This window comes from Brevibacillus choshinensis (genome assembly GCF_016811915.1).
Classification (GTDB): Bacteria; Bacillota; Bacilli; order Brevibacillales; family Brevibacillaceae; genus Brevibacillus; species Brevibacillus choshinensis_A.
Window position 1 is genome coordinate 4,960,062 of sequence record NZ_CP069127.1, and the last position, 17,943, is coordinate 4,978,004.

18 protein-coding genes are annotated in these 17,943 nt (G+C 55.2%); 1 reads left to right on the forward strand and 17 read right to left on the reverse strand.

Annotated elements, in window-relative coordinates; translation table 11 throughout:
• Positions 1 to 123 precede the first annotated feature (123 nt).
• Positions 124 to 714, forward strand: a complete 591-nt coding sequence (locus JNE38_RS24825; protein ID WP_203353762.1) for a hypothetical protein — start codon at positions 124 to 126, stop codon at positions 712 to 714.
• 84 nt (positions 715 to 798) lie between these two features.
• Here the strand turns inward: JNE38_RS24825 and JNE38_RS24830 are convergent, their stop codons facing one another.
• From JNE38_RS24830 to JNE38_RS24910, 17 genes are all read right to left on the reverse strand, one after another.
• Positions 799 to 1,242 carry a GNAT family N-acetyltransferase gene (locus JNE38_RS24830; RefSeq protein ID WP_203353763.1) on the reverse strand — a complete coding sequence of 148 codons (444 nt, stop codon included), beginning with the start codon at positions 1,240 to 1,242 and terminating at the stop codon, positions 799 to 801.
• 101 nt (positions 1,243 to 1,343) lie between these two features.
• Entirely contained in the window at positions 1,344 to 1,982 is a 639-nt protein-coding gene (locus tag JNE38_RS24835) for a FusB/FusC family EF-G-binding protein (protein ID WP_203353764.1), read from the reverse strand.
• 109 nt (positions 1,983 to 2,091) lie between these two features.
• Positions 2,092 to 3,324 (reverse strand): hypothetical protein, encoded by a 1,233-nt coding sequence (locus tag JNE38_RS24840; RefSeq protein WP_203353765.1) that lies wholly within the window; start codon positions 3,322 to 3,324, stop codon positions 2,092 to 2,094.
• A 152-nt stretch (positions 3,325 to 3,476) separates the two neighbouring features.
• Positions 3,477 to 3,740 (reverse strand): CD3324 family protein, encoded by a 264-nt coding sequence (locus JNE38_RS24845; protein WP_203353766.1) that lies wholly within the window; start codon positions 3,738 to 3,740, stop codon positions 3,477 to 3,479.
• Positions 3,741 to 4,197: 457 nt separating this feature from the next.
• Positions 4,198 to 5,088, reverse strand: coding sequence for a fumarylacetoacetate hydrolase family protein (locus JNE38_RS24850; protein WP_203353767.1), 891 nt, complete (start codon positions 5,086 to 5,088; stop codon positions 4,198 to 4,200).
• A 17-nt stretch (positions 5,089 to 5,105) separates the two neighbouring features.
• On the reverse strand, positions 5,106 to 6,572 hold the full coding sequence (gene gucD / locus JNE38_RS24855; protein ID WP_203353768.1) for an alpha-ketoglutaric semialdehyde dehydrogenase GucD: 1,467 nt from the start codon (positions 6,570 to 6,572) through the stop codon (positions 5,106 to 5,108).
• A gap of 17 nt (positions 6,573 to 6,589) precedes the next feature.
• A complete protein-coding gene (locus JNE38_RS24860) occupies positions 6,590 to 7,765 on the reverse strand; it encodes a UxaA family hydrolase (protein ID WP_238933454.1) in 1,176 nt (391 codons plus the stop codon).
• Positions 7,749 to 8,057: a UxaA family hydrolase gene (locus JNE38_RS24865; protein WP_238933455.1), complete on the reverse strand. Its 309-nt coding sequence runs from the start codon at positions 8,055 to 8,057 to the stop codon at positions 7,749 to 7,751. Before JNE38_RS24865 ends, JNE38_RS24860 begins: the two co-directional genes overlap by 17 nt.
• A gap of 27 nt (positions 8,058 to 8,084) precedes the next feature.
• Positions 8,085 to 8,852, reverse strand: a complete 768-nt coding sequence (locus JNE38_RS24870; RefSeq protein ID WP_203353770.1) for an SDR family NAD(P)-dependent oxidoreductase — start codon at positions 8,850 to 8,852, stop codon at positions 8,085 to 8,087.
• Positions 8,849 to 9,748, reverse strand: a complete 900-nt coding sequence (locus JNE38_RS24875) for a fumarylacetoacetate hydrolase family protein (RefSeq protein ID WP_203353771.1) — start codon at positions 9,746 to 9,748, stop codon at positions 8,849 to 8,851. The genes JNE38_RS24870 and JNE38_RS24875 overlap by 4 nt, the downstream gene beginning before the upstream one ends.
• 79 nt (positions 9,749 to 9,827) lie before the next feature.
• Positions 9,828 to 10,601, reverse strand: coding sequence for an IclR family transcriptional regulator (locus JNE38_RS24880; protein WP_203353772.1), 774 nt, complete (start codon positions 10,599 to 10,601; stop codon positions 9,828 to 9,830).
• Between the two features lie 72 nt (positions 10,602 to 10,673).
• Positions 10,674 to 11,348, reverse strand: coding sequence for a bifunctional 4-hydroxy-2-oxoglutarate aldolase/2-dehydro-3-deoxy-phosphogluconate aldolase (locus JNE38_RS24885; RefSeq protein WP_203353773.1), 675 nt, complete (start codon positions 11,346 to 11,348; stop codon positions 10,674 to 10,676).
• Between the two features lie 36 nt (positions 11,349 to 11,384).
• A complete protein-coding gene (locus JNE38_RS24890; protein WP_203353774.1) occupies positions 11,385 to 12,323 on the reverse strand; it encodes a sugar kinase in 939 nt (312 codons plus the stop codon).
• Entirely contained in the window at positions 12,314 to 13,270 is a 957-nt protein-coding gene (locus JNE38_RS24895) for a U32 family peptidase (RefSeq protein WP_203357734.1), read from the reverse strand. Before JNE38_RS24895 ends, JNE38_RS24890 begins: the two co-directional genes overlap by 10 nt.
• Positions 13,254 to 15,476: a dihydroxy-acid dehydratase domain-containing protein gene (locus JNE38_RS24900; protein ID WP_203353775.1), complete on the reverse strand. Its 2,223-nt coding sequence runs from the start codon at positions 15,474 to 15,476 to the stop codon at positions 13,254 to 13,256. Before JNE38_RS24900 ends, JNE38_RS24895 begins: the two co-directional genes overlap by 17 nt.
• Before the next feature lie 41 nt (positions 15,477 to 15,517).
• Positions 15,518 to 16,666 (reverse strand): galactonate dehydratase, encoded by a 1,149-nt coding sequence (gene dgoD, locus JNE38_RS24905; protein WP_203353776.1) that lies wholly within the window; start codon positions 16,664 to 16,666, stop codon positions 15,518 to 15,520.
• Positions 16,667 to 16,670: 4 nt separating this feature from the next.
• Complete coding sequence (locus tag JNE38_RS24910) at positions 16,671 to 17,942, reverse strand: nickel pincer cofactor-dependent isomerase, group 22 (protein ID WP_203353777.1); 1,272 nt, start codon at positions 17,940 to 17,942, stop codon at positions 16,671 to 16,673.
• Position 17,943 lies beyond the last annotated feature (1 nt).

Genomic DNA, 17,943 nt, shown 5'->3' on the forward strand with positions numbered 1-17,943 from the left:
AGAGACCGAGCTTTGCTGCATGCAGCGCTCGGTCTTGATTTTTCAGTAAAGGATCCATTAATTTCCATCCATTTCGTAGTATAGTAGGTGAAAAGAATTTGGGGAGGTGTACCTAACAGCCTCGTGAAGAAAACAGTCTTGCTTCTTCTCGTTTTATTCATTTTCGGAACTGTAGGCTATCTATACGTGACGGATGATTCGGCAGACACGCCGCTGCTCGCTATTGAACAGATGCGGTCAGAAGTGGGGCCGGTTTATCAGGAGATCGACATGGGCGATGGAAAATTAATATTTTTCGTCCGGGGAAATGAACCGAACCAAATGATTCATGCGGAGTATGCCAAAAGGACATGGAAAGGGTGGAAGTGGGGCTACGGTGGAGGCCATTCACTCCCTGATGGGAAAAACCCGTATATCGAGCATCATTGGTCCTCCCAATACTTTTACAGTACGAAGGATACTCCATTTGACTCGCCTTTCCCTATGCTGTTCGGAGCCATCGACGATTCAGCGATTCAATCCATTCATATTGAGAGTGGCTTGACAAGAGATAAGTTCCAAGCCCATGTCATCGAGAATCCGAAGTTTCCCTTTCGTGTATGGTATTTGCTGATTCCCGTGGAACAAGGGGTAAACTTTACACTATCAGCGCGCACGAATGAGAATAAGATCGTTCATGTAAAAGAAGAAAGGAATGAACCCCTTTCTCCCTGACAGACTGATCGTACTTACGCCGCGAAGCCTTGCGTTTTCGTTTCAACATACGACGCAAGGCTCCATGTATTTCATTCTTCCTTTTTATTCGTCCAATTTCTTCTTAAACCCTACTTCTTCTCCGGATGGATACCCGAGCGATTCGTAAAAATGATGAGAGTCCGTACGGTCGGCCTCAGAAACGAGGATGACGTACTTGCAGCGGTTCTCCCTCCCGAACTGCTCCAGTTCATTCATGAGCCGCTTTCCAATTCCCTCTCCGTGATAGCTCTGGGCTACCACCACATTTTCAATCAGCATAAAGGGTCTGCCATCCCCGCACAAATCCCGGCAGATAATCCCCATCGCCGTACCCACTACCCTCTCCTGCTCACACGCGACAGCGACATAGTACTCCGGTCTTTTCGAGATCAGCTCGATCGTCTCTCGCATGGCAGTGATGTCAGATGGCGCGCCCGTAAACTCAACGAACAAATCGGACAGCTGGCTCGCATCTTCTTTCTCTGCTTTTCGGACCGTGACCTCCATGCTCGAAGCCTCCCTTTTTAGCGCGACTGGTATGGTTCTGACCACATCGTACAATCGCTTCGTCCAGGCAGCAAGCTCGAACAGGAGGAGAGCCTACCGCATTACTGCCTCATCATCTCGACAAAGTCGTCCAGCTTTTCGAGCGAAATGATGTTTTGGTTGCAGGTCCTGCTGTCCTGACAAATGTAATTCCCACGTTTGAGATAGGAGCCGTCACCCGAGCTCTTGATTTCGGAGATAAACATCCCCACTTCTTCAAAGCGGTTGCAGATCGCGCACATCCCTTTTTGATTCATCGGGGTAAAGGCCCCCTGAAATCCGACCAGCTTCCCTTGGTATTCCGCGATGAGGAATTTCTTTTGCGTTCCGTCATCCTGCCAGCTCACATAAGAGTGCTCTTGCAGATTCAAGTCATTGACCGACGGTGCTTTCAGCTTCTTCGCTTTCGGGAACAGCTTTTTGAGCGTCTGATCCGTGATCGCGGGAAACGGGATCACATAGGGAGCAAGCTCCGATAAATACCGTTTGACGTCCGCGTTTTCCGAGATGTCCGCGATGGGGTACAGCAGCTGCTTCTGCTCTTCACTCAAGGCTGGGAACAGTCCTGCAACGTTTTCTTTGGCGATGTCCTTGCGAGCCCGGTGGACACTCGCATCGCTGCTGGCAGACAGCCCGTTCAGCAAGATTTTGGTCTGCGCTTTTATATAATTGTATTGATAGCTTTTCAAAAAGGGATTCATTCTTCTCACTCCATTACCGCAAAATCAGATGTTGTTGTTCCTCTTTTAGGCTACACCTTTTGCGGTCGGGTCTAAAGGGAGAAGATGATTCGGAAATGATCTTGGCATACTATTTCGCCGGTCTCGAATAAATCTGTCGCCCCTCATGGGAAAACGTCCCCATTCGTTTCAGACCTGCAGCGGTGTATTCGATCGCGACCGTCTCGTTTCTCGGAGGCGTCAGCAGCTTGTGAGGAAACGGGAATGGCTGCCTGTTCAACATGTCCGCCACGATATGGGTATCGGTGTGGAACAGCTTGCCGGTCTGCCTCAGCTGCTTTAGCTCTTCAGGACGATCCATCTTGTAATGGAGTGTCGTGGTCGGCATGTCCTGCGCATTTATTTTTTGAAAGAAATAGCCGTCCTTCGTCTTTGAAACAGCAAGAAACTGTCCGTCACTCGTCTCCTTCAGAAAGGCGTACTTTTTGGAAACGAAAGCCCCTTTTTTGTCCATCAGCAAATAAAATTCATCCTGATCCTTTTTCCCGGATACGATGAATACGCCCGAATGAAAATTGGATTCCACCTTGTAGTTGCGTGATGGCTTCAATACGACTTTCCCTTCATGCGTGATGAAGTGCGTCATACCGCTTATTTTTACACGGTGCAAGCCTTCGCTGTACCCCATATATTCATCGAAAATCGGCGGGCAGGTTACTTTACCATTCATGTCTTTCAAACCGAGCTTGTAAGAAATGAGTGCCCCGTTGACCACGTTATTTTTTACAAATGGGTAATGTTGGGCATCGTAAGTGACTTTTCCTGTAAATTGGTCGGGAATGCTCCACCATTGTTCCTCACCGGCAAGCGGTTTGGAGGCTTTCGTGCGCGCATTGTAAAAGGTAGACTGTCCTACTTGCGGCTGAAACAAAAACCATTCGCCGTCCAATTGCGAGAAGGAATGATCGTACGAGGCCTTCTCCTGGATGTTCCCTTGCTTGTCGTAAATGACATACTCGCTGAATTTGAACTGAGTACCTGTTTGAAAGAAGCCGTATCCATTTCGAAACGGACTGATATAGCCTGGCCATTCCGAATATGTCTGATGGGACATCACTTTTCCCGCTGGAGAAACGAGTGCGAAAGATGGGAACGGTTTGCGGAATTTATCCCAGTCCTGATTCGGTAGCATGAAAGGAACAAAGAACGGCTCCGTCAAGCCAGGAGGGACTTGAATTTCTCTATCTTTTGGGATGGCGTCACTTTGCGGGGCGCTCTGTTGCTCGGCTTGCACGGCGTGCGGCATAAACAGCAAAGCCAGACACAAAGTGAGAATGGTGTGAAACGGTTTTGCAAGTCTCATCGGTTGCTCCTCTTTCTTCCTATCGTTTGGGGGTTCCTCCTATAGACGATTGGAAGGAGCTGACAGTTACATATATTTTTCCAAAGCTCCTCAAACCAAGCAAAAAGCACTGTGAGCGTCTATGGCTTACAGTGCTTCTATCGTTGTCTTCATCATTTTGTATACACGATTTTCTTGATCGTCTCCACGGAAAGGCAATGGTCGATCGCCAACTGATCGATCGATACGCCGCGCTTGAAAGATGCTTTCATGGCGCGATTGCGGTCGTCAATCATCTTCCTCGTTCCAGAGCGCGTCCCCCATTTCTGGTAGGTGGTCTCCGGTTTGGGAATATAGATGGTCTCGCCTTGCACATATTTCTGGATTTCTTCGATCAGCGCTTCTGGTAAAATCGCGGTTGCATTCACGTATTTCATTTTCGCCAGCCCCTTATTTTGAATGAAAAAAATAAGGTCTGCAAAGCCAAATGAAAGGGATATGCAATACGCTCATGGGCGATAGATTATCTGATTGTCCGCCCCATGCAAAGTATCGCCTCTACCCGTTTCGGCTTTGCATGAGTGGCTGCAGTATCTGGCAAACAAACGTAATTTGCCATAAATTCACCTCCAGAACTCTGTAAGAGAACTGCCTTTTCGCAAGGAATAGGAAACCTAGGCCATGACCAGCCCGGGTTGCGCTACTACCTTCCGTTAGTATAAAACAAACACAGCCATTTTGCATCTTGTTCCTTTTTTCCTATTTCATTTCCATTCCCAGGCTGGATTCCTACCCGAGACAGGCGAGGTCGAAGCAGGACTGTTTGGCCAAGGAAAAGAGCAATTGAAGCATGAAAAAAGCACCCCACGAATGGAGTGCTTTTCCTTTTGCCAATCAGGCGTTTCGGAACGTATTGGTCAGCTGCCCCAGCTTTTCGATCTCCACCGTCACCACATCGCCGTCCTTGAGCCAGACCTGCTGTTCGGCAGGGAAGCCGGTAATCACTCCCTCCGGCGTTCCCGTCAGGATCACGTCCCCAGGGTTCAGGGTCATGTGCTGGGAGATATAGCTGATGATCTCCGGGCACGAGAAGATCATGTCCGATGTGTTGGAGTTTTGGCGCAGCTCCCCGTTGACATAGGTCCGAACCTGGAGCTGATCCGGATCGCCTACTTCCTCCGCACTGACGAGATAGGGGCCGATCGGGCAAAACTTGTCGCACGTCTTGCCCAACAGCCACTGCGAGGTCGTAAATTGCAGATCCCGGGCGGATACATCATTGGCGCTGCAGTATCCGTAGACGTACGATAGCGCCTCTTCTTTTGATACGCTGCTCGCTGTTTGGCCGATCACAATGGCAAGCTCTGCCTCGTAGTCGACCTTCTGGGACGCTGCCGGTATCGGAACGTCCTCCTGATGTCCCGCCAGCGCATTGGCAAACTTGCTGAACAGGATAGGAGTAGCCGGATAGGCCATGTTGCATTCGTCCGCGTGCTTTTTGTAGTTCAGCCCGACGCAGATGATCTTGGAGGGCGCGGGGACTGCAGGAGCAAACGCCAGCTCTTCTTCCGGATGAAACAGGCTATCTTCACCGTACACGGCGTCCGTCAGTCTCGCGAGCAGCTGCCTGCTTTCTACTCCCCCTGCAAGGAGTGCTTCGACAGTTGCAGGAACGCCTCTCCACTCCGAATCCTTTGCAGCTGCTGCCTGCACGTCGAGAATGCCTTTGTTCGTCTTGACGCCAAGAGCGATTCTATCCTGCTTGTGAAATGCAACGGTAATCATGGTCTTCCTCCTACTGGTTAAGGCTTGATAAAGACTGTTTTGATTGACGTGAAAAATTCGATGGCCGCTTGCCCTTGCTCGCGCGAGTGGGAGCTGGACTGCTTCATGCCTCCAAACGGCGCCTGAAGCTCTACACCGGCTGATTCGGCGTTGATTCTCACAAGTCCTGCTTCGATTTCACCCACGAAAGAAAGAATGTTCGCAATGTTTTTGGTGAAAATCGATGCGCTCAAGCCGTATTGCACATCGTTGGCCAATTCAATCGCCTGCTCCAATGTGTCCACCCGGATCAAAGCCAGAACGGGCCCAAAAATCTCTTCTTGGGAAATGACCATATCGCTCGTGACGTCCTCGAAAATCGTAGGTTCCACGAAAAAGCCCCGATCCAAACCGTTTGCCGTGAGGCGGGAGCCGCCGTAAAGGAGCGTGGCCCCTTCCGCTTTGCCTTTTTCGATGTAGGACAGCACGGTTTTCAATTGATTCTCGCTCGCGCATGGCCCCATCCAGGTCGTGCTCTGCATGCCATCACCAATGGATAGCTGAGCCACTCTGGCCAGCAGCTTTTGTTTGAATGCCTCGTACACCCCGCCCTGGATCAGGACGCGGCTCGTGGCGGTGCACTTTTGCCCGGTAGAGCGAAGCCCCCCGCTGATGGTCGCTTCCACGGCAAGATCCAGGTCGGCATCGTCTGCGACAATCACCGGGTTTTTGCCGCCCATCTCCAGCTGATATTTCGCACCTCGAGCAAGCGCCCCGAGCCCGACTCGTTTGCCTACCGTATCTGAGCCGGTAAAGGTAATCCCGTTGATGTCCGGGTGGTCGATGATCCCCTGACCAATGACAGAGCCTGGTCCGGTTACCAGATTGACCACGCCCGCCGGCAGTCCTGCAGCATCCATGCACTCGATGATCTTGGCGGCTGTCACCGCCACCTCCTGCGCTGGCTTGAAGACGACCACGTTCCCATACACGAGAGCGGGAGCCATTTTCCAGATCGGGATGGCGACAGGAAAGTTCCATGGTGTGATGACACCGACGACTCCGAGTGGTGCGCGAGTGGTAAACATCAACCCTTCGCTGTCGGTGGAAGGAATGACGTCTCCGACCTTGCGCATGCCCTCGCCTGCGTAGTAGCGCAGAATCGCGATTCCCCGGGCCGTTTCCCCTTTGGCTTCTGCGAACGTTTTGCCCATTTCCCGGGTCATGGTTTCCGCAATCTCATCGAGACGTTTTTCCATGGCATTGGCCACTTGGTAGAGAAACTCTCCCCTGGCTGGAGCGGACAGCTTGCGCCACGCCTGTTGTGCCTGCTTGGCAGCGGTGACCGCTTTCTCCAAATCACCCGCTCCCGATTTCTGCACGTACCCGACGATGTCTTCCTTGTTCGCGGGATTGATGCTCGCTTCCACGACATTGTCCAAAGACGGGACCCACTCTCCATTCACGTAGTTCAAATACGTTTTCACTTCCGTTTTGACAGTCATGTTCTCTCTCCTTTTTCTTAGAATGTCGGTCCGATGCGCCATATCCCGAAGTCATGCTGCCCCAGAATTTCCGCTTTGGTCATTTTTCCGGAAGCGACGAGCCCTACTTCGTCAAAAAGCCGGCGCCCGACAGACTGGATGGATTCCGTTCCGTCGATGATCGTACCCGCATTGATGTCGATGTTGTCACCCATCTTTTCAAAAATGGCGGAGTTGGTTGCGATTTTGATCACGGGTGCAATCGGTGAGCCTGTGGGCGTCCCCCTGCCAGTGGTAAACAGAACCACCTGCGCTCCCCCCGCTACCATTCCCGTCAGCTGCTCGATGTCATGCCCGGGCGTATCCATCCAGACCAGCCCTTTTTTAGTCGGAGTCTGCGCATAATCGATCAGCTCCTGCAAGGGCCTGCTTCCCGCTTTGTTAGCCGCACCGAGCGATTTTTCTTCCAGGGAGCTGAGACCGCCCTTGATATTTCCCGGACTCGGATTGCCTGTGCGAATATCCACTCCCATCAAAAAGGCGCGGTCTTCCATGGCCTTGATGACTTCGTAGACTCGCTTGGCTACCTTCTCATCGGCTGCCCGATCCGCCAGCAAATGCTCCGCCCCGATCAGCTCCGTCGTCTCCGCCAGGATAGAGGTGCCTCCATAGTCGACGATCAGATCACTGACGACGCCGACTGCCGGATTTGCAGACAGACCCGAGCAAGCGTCGGAGCCTCCGCATTCCGTCCCGATGATCAGCTCGCTGAAATCACACAGTTCCCTGCGCTGCATGGAAGCATCCTGCACCATTTTGGCAGCGATCTTGGCTCCCTGCGCTATCGTGAACAGCGTCCCACCGTGATCCTGAATCGAGACCACTTCCACTGGCTTTCCCGTCTTGGCGATTTCTCCCGCCACGCTCCTCGCCTGATGGGTCTCGCAGCCGAGTCCGAGAACGACCACGCCGTATACGTTGGGGTTCGCCCCCATGCCCACGTACGTGCGAAAGGTTTGCTCGTAATCCACACCGACCTGCGCGCAGCCATGCTGATGGATGAACGATACGGTCCCTTTCACCAGCTCCGTGATTTGCTTGGCCGCCTGTGTGGCGCATGTGATGGTTGGAAGGATCAGCACGTGGTTGCGCACTCCGACCCGCCCGTCCGGACTCCGGTAGCCCCAGAATTTCCCGCTATCTTGCTTCGACAATGCGATCGCCCCTTCCCCGTTTGCCTTCGAGATTGTGGATGTGGACATGCTCCCCTGGCTGAATCGCCTGCGTCGCCACGCCAATCACCTCGCCGTATTTGAGGATGTCCTCCCCCTGTCCGATAGCGGAGACAGCAAATTTGTGGCCAAACTCAATCGAATCGCGCAGCGTAACCCGGGTGGCGCGATCCTCGCAATTGACGGTGACCGTCGCTCCTGCGGGAATCGTTTCAAGAGCTACCGCCACTTTGTCCTGAGGCTTCATCATGACCGTCTTGTACTCACCTTCCACGCCTGTTCCCTCCTCTACAAATCGCCCTTATCTAGCCGTCAATCCGCCGTCGGCCACGTAGTTGCTTCCGGTAATGAACGAAGCCTCGTCACTTGCGAGAAAGCAGACCAGATGGGCAATCTCCTCCGGGGTGCCCATACGCCCGATCGGCTGGCGCTGCTCCATCTGACTTCTGGCAACCTCCGGCTCCGGCTGACCTGCCAATATTTTTTGAATCCAAGGGGAGTCGACTGTACCCGGCGATATGGCGTTCACCCGGATGCCCGCCTCCGCAAAATCCGAAGCGACCGATTTGGTCAGGCCCACGATAGCCGCTTTCGAAGCGCAATAGCCAGCGCGGTTCAGCACGCCGACCATCCCCGCTACAGATGCGATATTGATGATACTGCCACGGTCTTTTTGCATCAGCATTTGCCTGACGGCGTACTTGCACCCGAAAAACGCCCCCTTGGCATTGACGCTCATCATCGCATCCCATTCTGCTTCTGTCTGCTCCAGCACCGTTCCAGCCTTGCCTATGCCCGCATTATTCACCATAATGTCAATTTTCTGATAACGATCGGCAATCTCCTGCAGGACGCTTCGCACTTGCTCCTCCTGGCTGACATCGAGAGAGAAAAACTGTGCTCCGCTCTCCTCCTGTTCCAATGCAGCCGCGACTTCAGGTCCTCTGTGCCCGTCGAGGTCACAAACCGCTACGAATGCCCCCTCTCTTACTAGGCGACGGGCAATCGCTTCCCCGATGCCAGAAGCTGCCCCAGTGACGACAGCTACCTTTCCCGCCAACCGCGTCATACCGGGATGCTCCCAGCGACCTGGCTTTTCACAGGGTTGGACAGTACGCCGATCCCTTCAATCTCGATCTCGACGCGATCCCCATCCAGCAGGGTAAATTCATCCGGCGGCACGATGCAGGTGCCAGTCAGCAAAACCGTTCCATCAAAAATGGTGTTGTCTCGCAGCAAATAGGAAACGAGCTCATCGAGTTTTCGTTTCAGCTGCCCCGTGCTAGCGGAACCTTCGACCACTTTTTCACCCTCCCGGAAAATGCGGCAGACGATCTGGAACGAGTAAGGATCCTCTACCGTTTCGACGAGGCGAATGGCTGGGCCGATCGAGCACGAGCCTTTCCACATTTTCGCTTGCGGCAAATAGAGCGGATTTTCTCCTTCAATATCGCGGCAGCTCATGTCGTTGCCGACCGTGTAGCCGACGATTCGCCCCTCCCGTGAAAGCACCAGTCCCAGCTCGGGCTCGGGGATTTGCCAATTGGAATCGCTTCGCAGGTACAGATCCCTGCCCGGTCCCACCGTACGTGCCGCCGTGGACTTGAAGAAGATCTCCGGACGCTGGGCCTCGTACACTTTATCGTAGAAGGTGGAAGCATCGAGCTTGCCGCCTGTCGCTTCGTAATTGCGTGCGTCCCTGCTGCGTTCGTAGGTCACGCCGCAGGCCCATACCTCAGCTGCTTCCAAAGGTACGACCAGTTCAAGCTCTTCCAGCATTTCGGGGATCGGCTCCCCGCTGGAAATGATGCCCTGGATCCATGCCAGAGGAGTTTTCCCCTCCTCATCCGCCTCCCTGACTAGCTCCATGAAATCGTTTTGCGGCAATCGATAGACGCGAGAATCGTCTGTAACAGCCGCTAAGATAGGCGTACCGCCGCTTTGCAAAAATCGAATGATTCGCATAGGTCATCCTCCACAGTTTTATATTATAGAACCTCGTTCTGTATTCTCGTCGTACATAACGCATAGAAGTATGGCAGCTTCAATGGTTTCTTGCGGCGATTCCGTAGCCCATCTGCTCGGACATCTCATCCGCAGCCCCTTTTAGCAAATGGAGAAATTGCTCCAGCTGCTGATCATCGACACGGGATAGCAACGTGGAAATGCTGACAGCTGCAATCACCTGCGCCTGATGGTTGCGGATCGGTACAGCAATGCAGCGCACCCCCGCTTCGTTCTCCTGATTGTCGACTGCATACCCCTGCTCACGAACTTTTTGCAGCTCTGCCCGCAGCTCTTGTTCGTTGGCAATCGTCTTGGGCGTCTGCGGCACATAGCGATAGTCCTTCAATACATTTTGCAGCTCTTTTTCGCTTTTCCATGCGAGGAGAGCCTTCCCTACACCGCTGGAGTGAACGGGAATCCTCCTGCCGATTCGCGAGTACAGAATCGTCGCCTGCGGTCCCTCTACTTTGTCGATATAGACGCCCTCTTTGTCATCGAGAATCACGAGATGAGTGGTCTGCCCCGTCTTCATCGACAGGTCCACGAGATATCTCTTTGCTACTTTCCGAATATCCAAACCATGGATGACAAAGTTTCCTCGCTCGAATAGTTTCATTCCCAGCCGGTATTTGCCGTTCTCCGGGTTTTGGTCGATATATCCATGCACCTGCAGTGTTTTTAAGAGGGAATGAACCGTGCTTTTGTGCAACTGCATTCGCTCACTGATGTCTGTGATCTTCAATTCCTGCTCTTGTTCGTCAAAGAGATCGAGAATCTTCAGCGCGCGCTCCACAGCTTGAATAATTGGCATTTTATCCATCCTTTTACGTCGTAATTACGGAATGATTTGGTGTTATCTTACCATAGAATTACGACGTTTGAATCATCTTTCGCATCCGCTTTCATTGCCTGCGCGACGCGCTTCGCGAACCAGCTCCACGTACGTTTTGGCCGTTTTTTCCAAAGCTCCAAAGTCGCCTGCTTCGATCAGCTTCCGGTCCAGCAAGGTTCCGCCGATTCCCAGCGCCGCTGCTCCCGCCTGGATGAACGAGGAGGCATTTTGCTCGTCGATTCCGCCGGTCGGGATGATCGGAATGTGTGGGAAGGGAGCTTTGACAGCCTGCAGATAAGCGGGCCCAAAGCTGGCTGCCGGGAACAGCTTCACCAGATCAGCCCCCCACTCGATGGCCGTGATCATTTCCGTAGGTGTCAGGACGCCCGGCACGCAGATCTTGCCGTGACGGGCAGCTACCCGGATCACTTCGTGGTGCAGGCTGGGACTGAACAGAAAGTCCGCTCCACTCTGGATGGCCATCGCTGCCGCTTCTGCATCGATCACCGTACCCGCCCCGACGATGGCTACGCCCCTCAGCTGTCGACTGAGTCTGGCGATGGATGAAAAGGCATCCTCTGAATCCACCGTGATCTCTAGAGCCGTGACCCCTCCCCTCACCAGACTTTCCGCCACGCGGTCGATCTTCTCCGTGGGAATCCTGCGAACCACGGCGATCACACCGCTCTCCACCAGCTTTTCCAGCAGCATTGTTTTCGGTAGCAATTGCTTCTTCCTCCTTTTTCTCCATCTCCGTCCGGGCTACCGCATGACCTCCTCCCGACCGCCCATCACCTGTGACCAGAACGGGTAGCCTTCTACATCCCCCGCTACAGTCAGGGCATAGGCACCGATGCGGTTGCCCAGCCGGACGGCATCCCGATACGACCAGCCTCTGAGGAGCCCCGACAAAAAACCGGCGGCAAAGCCGTCGCCCGCCCCAATCGGATCGACAATCTCCTCGACGGAAAAACCGGATACGTACTCACTCTCAGCCCCCGTCGCATAGTACGCACCGCGTTCCCCCAGCTTGATGACGACTGCTTTTGACCCTTTTTGCAGCAGACGCTCCGCGATCCGCTCCGGACTGTCTTCCCCCGTGAGAAGGCAGCCCTCTTCCCAGCCTGGGAGAACGATGTCACACCTGCTGGCGATATCGGCGAGTACGGCGCGCGCCTCTTCCTTTTTCCAGAGCTTCAGCCGGACATTGGGATCAAACACTACAGTGACTTGATTCCGCTTTGCCTTGTCGATGGCTTGATAAAGCGCCTCCCTGCATGACGGGCTGAGTGCTGGTGTGATTCCCGTCACGTGTAAGAATTTCGCCCCTGCGATCAGCTCCTCGCTGATGTCCTCTGGCCCGAGGCGGCTTGCTGCCGAATCTTTGCGATAGTAATAAACCTTGGGCTCTTTTCCGTGCTGCCTTTCTTTGAAGAACACGGCGGTCGGGTGATCGGGGTCGAATACCACATGGGAGGTGTCCACCCCTTCGCCGCGGATGAAATTGCGGATGAAAAGCCCGAATTCATCATCGCCCAGCCGGCTCACCCAGCTCACCTGATGACCGAGGCGAGCCAGCCCGATGGCGACATTGGATTCCGCACCGCCTATCGTTTTCTCAAACTGGGCGGCGAACCGGAGCGGCCCCACCGATACCGGATGGAAAAGCACCATCGTCTCGCCAAAGGTCACTACGTCCATACGCGTTCCTCTTGGACAGGGAGAGCAGGGACAGCCAGGCCGATTGCGCCTTTTTGCGACGTAGTCAGCTCAGGAGCGTAGCGCGAAATCATATCCAGTCCGATGCGAGCGCGGCGGACTCGCTCCCTGCACAGACTGATGGACGTCTGCTCCAGGTGGGTACCCGATGGATAAATGTTCGGTGAATTGCGCAGGCCGAACTTGATGTATACCGGAGCTGCGACCCGGATGATTTCCGGTATCTCGTAATGGCGGATGAACCCCCCGATGTCGTCTGGGGCCTCTACGTAAATATCAATCGGGATATCGATGGCTTGCCGGATGGCTGCCAGGCGTGCCAGCGTCAGGTCTGTCGGGACGTTGTACGTGCCGGCGCCGATTTGCTCGATCAGCCGGATCGATACGGGATTCGCCTGCGCCATTTGCACGGAAACTTTGACGAGCAGGTCATCCGGGAGCTCTCCCGTTTTCTTGAACTCGTTTACCAGCCACAGCAGCCCTTCATCCGCTACCAGAATGCTGCGGATTCCCATACGGCAGGCACGTTTGACGTCTTCGATGGCATAGACGAGCTGATCCATGCCTTGCGAGCGGAGTCCGGTGATTTTTCCCGCGCTGGCCCATGACATCGGGGTGATATCCCAGGTCCCCCGCGGTCCCACGAACAAGCTCACTTCGAGATTCTCCCGCTGCCCGATGGCCGCCATCTGCCCCAGCTCCTCATCGGTGAGCAGCATGATTCCACTGCCTTGGGAGATCCGGTGAATCGTCACACCGTACGTCTGGCATGCCTCCACTACCGCTTCGAAGGAGGCCGGCCCCTCGACGCTGGGGATTTCGACGCGGTACTGTGCGCCGTCCGGGAATCGCTTGGTCGAGGTAGGCAGATCATGGCAATCACTTGCCGGAAAGCCCAGTTTTTCGATCAACTCACGCGTTTGCTTCAACACCTTTTCCCCCTTTGCTTCCCTGTGTGGGTAAGATGACATCTACTTGATAGTCCATCTGTGCTTCCTCCCAGACGCTGAGCGGCACGACGCCGTTCGCCGCATCCGTATGTCCCGTCATGCGGTTGCTCGCTGCGACCAGCCGCTGCCTAGAGCGGATCGCGGACAGTCTCTTCGCGGCCAATTCGGAACGCTGCGACTGGACATCGACAAATGAAAAGGCGATGTGGCCTTGGCGAAACTGCTCCTCATCCAGGAATTGAATCTGCCTCTCGCGCAGGTCCAGATAGAGCAGATCACCCGTCTGCAGGTACAAGATCCCTCCGCCTTCGGACGCTTCTGGCGTCATGTGACCGATGGCGGCCCCGTATGTCACACCGGAGTAACGTCCGTCGCTGATGAGCGTAGCCAGTCGCTTGAGGTTGCGGTTCGCGTTGATGTGCTGCATCGGCGTAAACATCTCCGGCATGCCGAAAGCCACCGGCCCCTGCCCGGAGATGACGACGGAGATCTTCAATACGCCATGCTCCACCATGCGATCAAACAGCGAATCGTACTCGAGTGCGTGCCAGTCCTCGCAGCGCTCCGGGGCATTTTGCCTGAGCATCGCCAGCAGGTTTTCCTGTGCAAAGCTTTTGCTCTCCTTCAGCTTCTCCAAGAGCTGCGAGTCCAGGAGACTGCGGTTCGCGTCGTCTTCATTTTCGTAGTAGAGGACAAACGCCGCTTTTTTATCGAACTCATCCAGCTGCTTCGAGGTCATCCCGCTGATTTTCACCACGGCGCTCTCAAAGAAATTGCCTGTCAGCACATCCACGCCACTGAACGGCCGGCGCGGAGACGAGAGGATGATCGGATTTTCTTTCACATGCGTCGCAGAGAGGCTCACCTGATTCGCCAAACGCTCCCGCCAGGTCCCCCCTGTGACCGTCGGCGCATCCACGTCCATGGGTACGCCGTTTTGCAAAAGCTCGTGGAACAGCGTCTCCATCCCCCGGCTGTTGCCGCTGCAGCATTGGATCGCGAGGGCAAAAATATCTCGCCCCTGCGTCAGACTGTAATCAAACAGATCTGGAACGGGATGCGCATGATGGATCCGATCCAGCTCCCACAGGCTGAAGCGATAGCCGCCGTACAGCATTGCTGCCACCATGTGCATCATCAGGTTGGTCGAGCCGCCAGAGGCACTGTGGATGCGGATGGCATTGCGGATGTTGGCCGCCATCACATTGGCCGCACCAAAAGCTGGTTCATTGATCATCGCAGCCAAGCTGTCCACTGCCTGATTCACCTGCTCCTGGGTAGGAGGGGCCGTCAGCAGCTCGACTGCGGGGTGAACCAAGCCGAGACCCGCCACCAGATGCCGGGAGCTGTTGCCCGTACCATTGAAGGCGCAGACGCCTCCTTTTCCATCACAGGTGGCAACCGCCAGACGCTGTTCGTACTCTTTATGTGCCTCTTTGCTGATGATTCCGCGATCGACCGCCCGCTCCAGCACCCCTTGAAACGCGGTATTGGAAGAGCACTGCAGGATGTACGCCATGGCATCGCGCAAATCATCGGCAATATCTGGCGCTCCCTTGCCCTCTGCCGACTTTGCCACCTGCTCGAGCTCATCCATGAGCGCGGGCGGGATCGTCCCTCCCTGCAGCACGTGCGCAGGGGCAAAGGTAGCGAAAAAGGGAGCCTCTCCACGGTATTGGCGAATCCGGTCCAGGTGGGCCAGCGCGCTGACCACTCCCAGCGGCTGCTTGTCGCAGCCCTGTATGACGAACGCACCGTGATAGCTGTGCGATTCCAGCTGGTTGATCACCATCTGCGCGACGGCATTGCGGCTCTGCAGGGAATAGCTCATCCCTTGGTTGCTCTGGGCCGTGCCATCGCACATGACCGGAGTGGAAAAATAGAAGGGGACTCCTCCGTTTTGCCAGATCCGTATGGCCGCACGACTCGACGTCTGAAAGTCCATGATATGGGCCGGATGGTCGGGTGATCCGCCGATGATGGCGATGCGCGGCGCATTTTCCTCCAGCCGTATGTAGATTTCGTCCAGCGTCCAGTCTGGAGCAGGGCCCTCGTAGGTGGAGCCGAGTATTTGCTTGGCTCGATCGAGCAGACCCGCTACGCAAATGGGTTCATTCGCTTTTCCCTGAACATTGTCGCGATACGGATTGATCCGGTTGTGGATCGACGGAAAACGTTTGGACATGGGCTCGCAATCTCCTTTTCCTATTGTAAAAGCTTACGTTCCTACCACTCAGCCACGCTGCCATCCTCATGGCGCCACACCGGATTCCTCCAGTCGTGTCCCTTTGCTGCGGCCTGCTCCACCGCCTCCTCGTTGATCTCAATCCCCAGGCCTGGACGGGATGGAATGGCGACATGACCGTCCTGATAGGCAAACACCGAAGGATCTGCGAGGTAATCGAGCAGGTCGCTCCCCTGGTTGTAGTGGATGCCGAGGCTCTGCTCCTGCAGGATGGCGTTTGGCGTGCAGGCATCGACCTGCAAGGAGGCCGCCAGTGCGATCGGCCCGAGCGGACAATGCGGAGCCACCGCCACATCAAACGCTTCTGCCATCGCTGCGATCTTTTTCACCTCGAGAATGCCACCCGCGTGAGACAGGTCGGGCTGGATGATGTCCACATAGCCATCAATCAAAATCTGCTTGAATCCCCAGCGCGTGTACTGCCGCTCTCCTGTTGCAATCGGCGCAGTCGTATAACGGGCAATTTCCCGCAGCGCTTCATTGTTTTCCGGCAGCACAGGCTCCTCTAAAAACATCGGGCGGTACGGATCCAGCTCTCTGGCCAGCTGCTTCGCCATCGCTTTGTGGACGCGGCCGTGAAAGTCGATGCCGATCCCGACATCCTTCCCGACAGCCTCACGCACAGCAGCGATTCGCTCGATGACAGCCTCCACCTTGGAGTGCGCATCGATGTAATTCAGCTCCTCCGTCGCGTTCATTTTGACAGCCGTGTAGCCCGCGTCTACCTTTTCCTTGGCAGCTGCCGCTACATCATGTGGCCGGTCTCCGCCGATCCACGAGTAGACGCGTATTTTCTCCCGCGCCGCTCCTCCGAGCATTTGCCAGACGGGAAGGTTAACATATTTTCCAGTGATGTCCCACAGCGCCTGCTCGATTCCCGACAGGGCACTCGTCAAAATCGGTCCGCCCCGGTAAAAGCCCCCTCTGTACAATGTCTGCCAGTGATCCTCGATCGTCAGCGGAGATTTGCCGATCAAGTATTCGCTGAGCTCCCGGACGCACGCTTCCACCGTCCCCGCTCTGCCTTCCACGATCGGCTCCCCCCAGCCCGCGATTCCTTCATCGGTTTCGATTTTGAGGAACAGCCAGCGGGGCGCCACCCGATACAGCTTGAAAGCCGTCATCTTCATCCTCTCACCCGCCCCTTTCGCTCGAATGGGAAAAACTCATGACCGCAGCCTCGGTCAGCACCTCGACATCCTCCCGTTCTCTCGCCTCAGGGAGCAGGCTTTCCGAGATCCAGATGTCTCGCACATGGAGTGTATTTTCGATGCGCACGAGCCGGACCCGGCCGAGATCAAAGGCGTTGCAGGTTTTGATCGCAGCTTTTACGGCCAGATCTCCCGTTTCCAGAAACATCGGCAGCTTGACGGTGCCTACGACGGTGCTGGTCAAGGCATTCGCGTACCCCTTTACCCAATCGATCTCTTCAAAAACCTGTTTCGTTGTAATATCCGCCAGCCCGATCCCGTTGGCATTTCCATGTGTTTTTTCCGTCAGGCCGAGCACGACCGTCCTAGCAGCTTCCACTCCCCCTGAAGCGTACGGAGTGGCGAAGCGCCCCGTAATATTCGGATCCATCCCATCCCCCGATATGTCCTTGCCGATCTCGTCGACCACCAGTACGTCGAGTGGGTTGAACAGGATTTTCGGCATCAGTGCCTTCGCTTCGAGCAGCAGCTTCGGCTCTTCCTCAGCGAGGCGTTCAGCCGGGATCGCGACAGCTTTCGCAGGGCGATCGAACGCATTTTCAATCGTCCCCACTCCGAAAATAATCGGCGTATGCTCAATCATCACCTTGGCCATCTCTTGCACGTGCTCGGCCATGTACTTGAAGCTGTAGGCATGAGCAGCTTCGGCTCCTCGCTGTTTGCCTAGACCGATCGTAATCATTTTCATCAGTCCGCTCTCGACGGGTCCGCGAAATGCCGTATGCGGCTTGATCCGATTGATGACGATGACCTTGTCGGCATGATGGGCGTTGTGGTCCATGTAGATGGGCAGTCCGTTCGGCAGTCTGCCCACCTCCACGACCTCCATCGTGGAGTGAATGGGCGCTTCGATGAATGCCTCCGTGACCCCCAAGGATTCCAGCACTTCTTTTTGCCCCTCGGCTGTTGCTCCCCCGTGGCTTCCCATGGCAGGTACGATGAACGGCTCGCCGCCAGCCGCTTTGACCATCCTCACGACTTCCCTTGTAATGACGGGTATCTCGGCAACGCCTCTGCTTCCGACCGCGATCGCCACCCGATCTGCCGGAGCGATCCGCGAAAGCACGCCTGCATCGCTAACTGCCTGTCGAACGGCAGCTGCCACATCGGGCAGCTGCGGGGCGTGAAAATGCTGCCTCACCTTGGCCATCCGCGGGATTTCTATACTGCGGAGCAGCTCTTCGATCACCTGCATG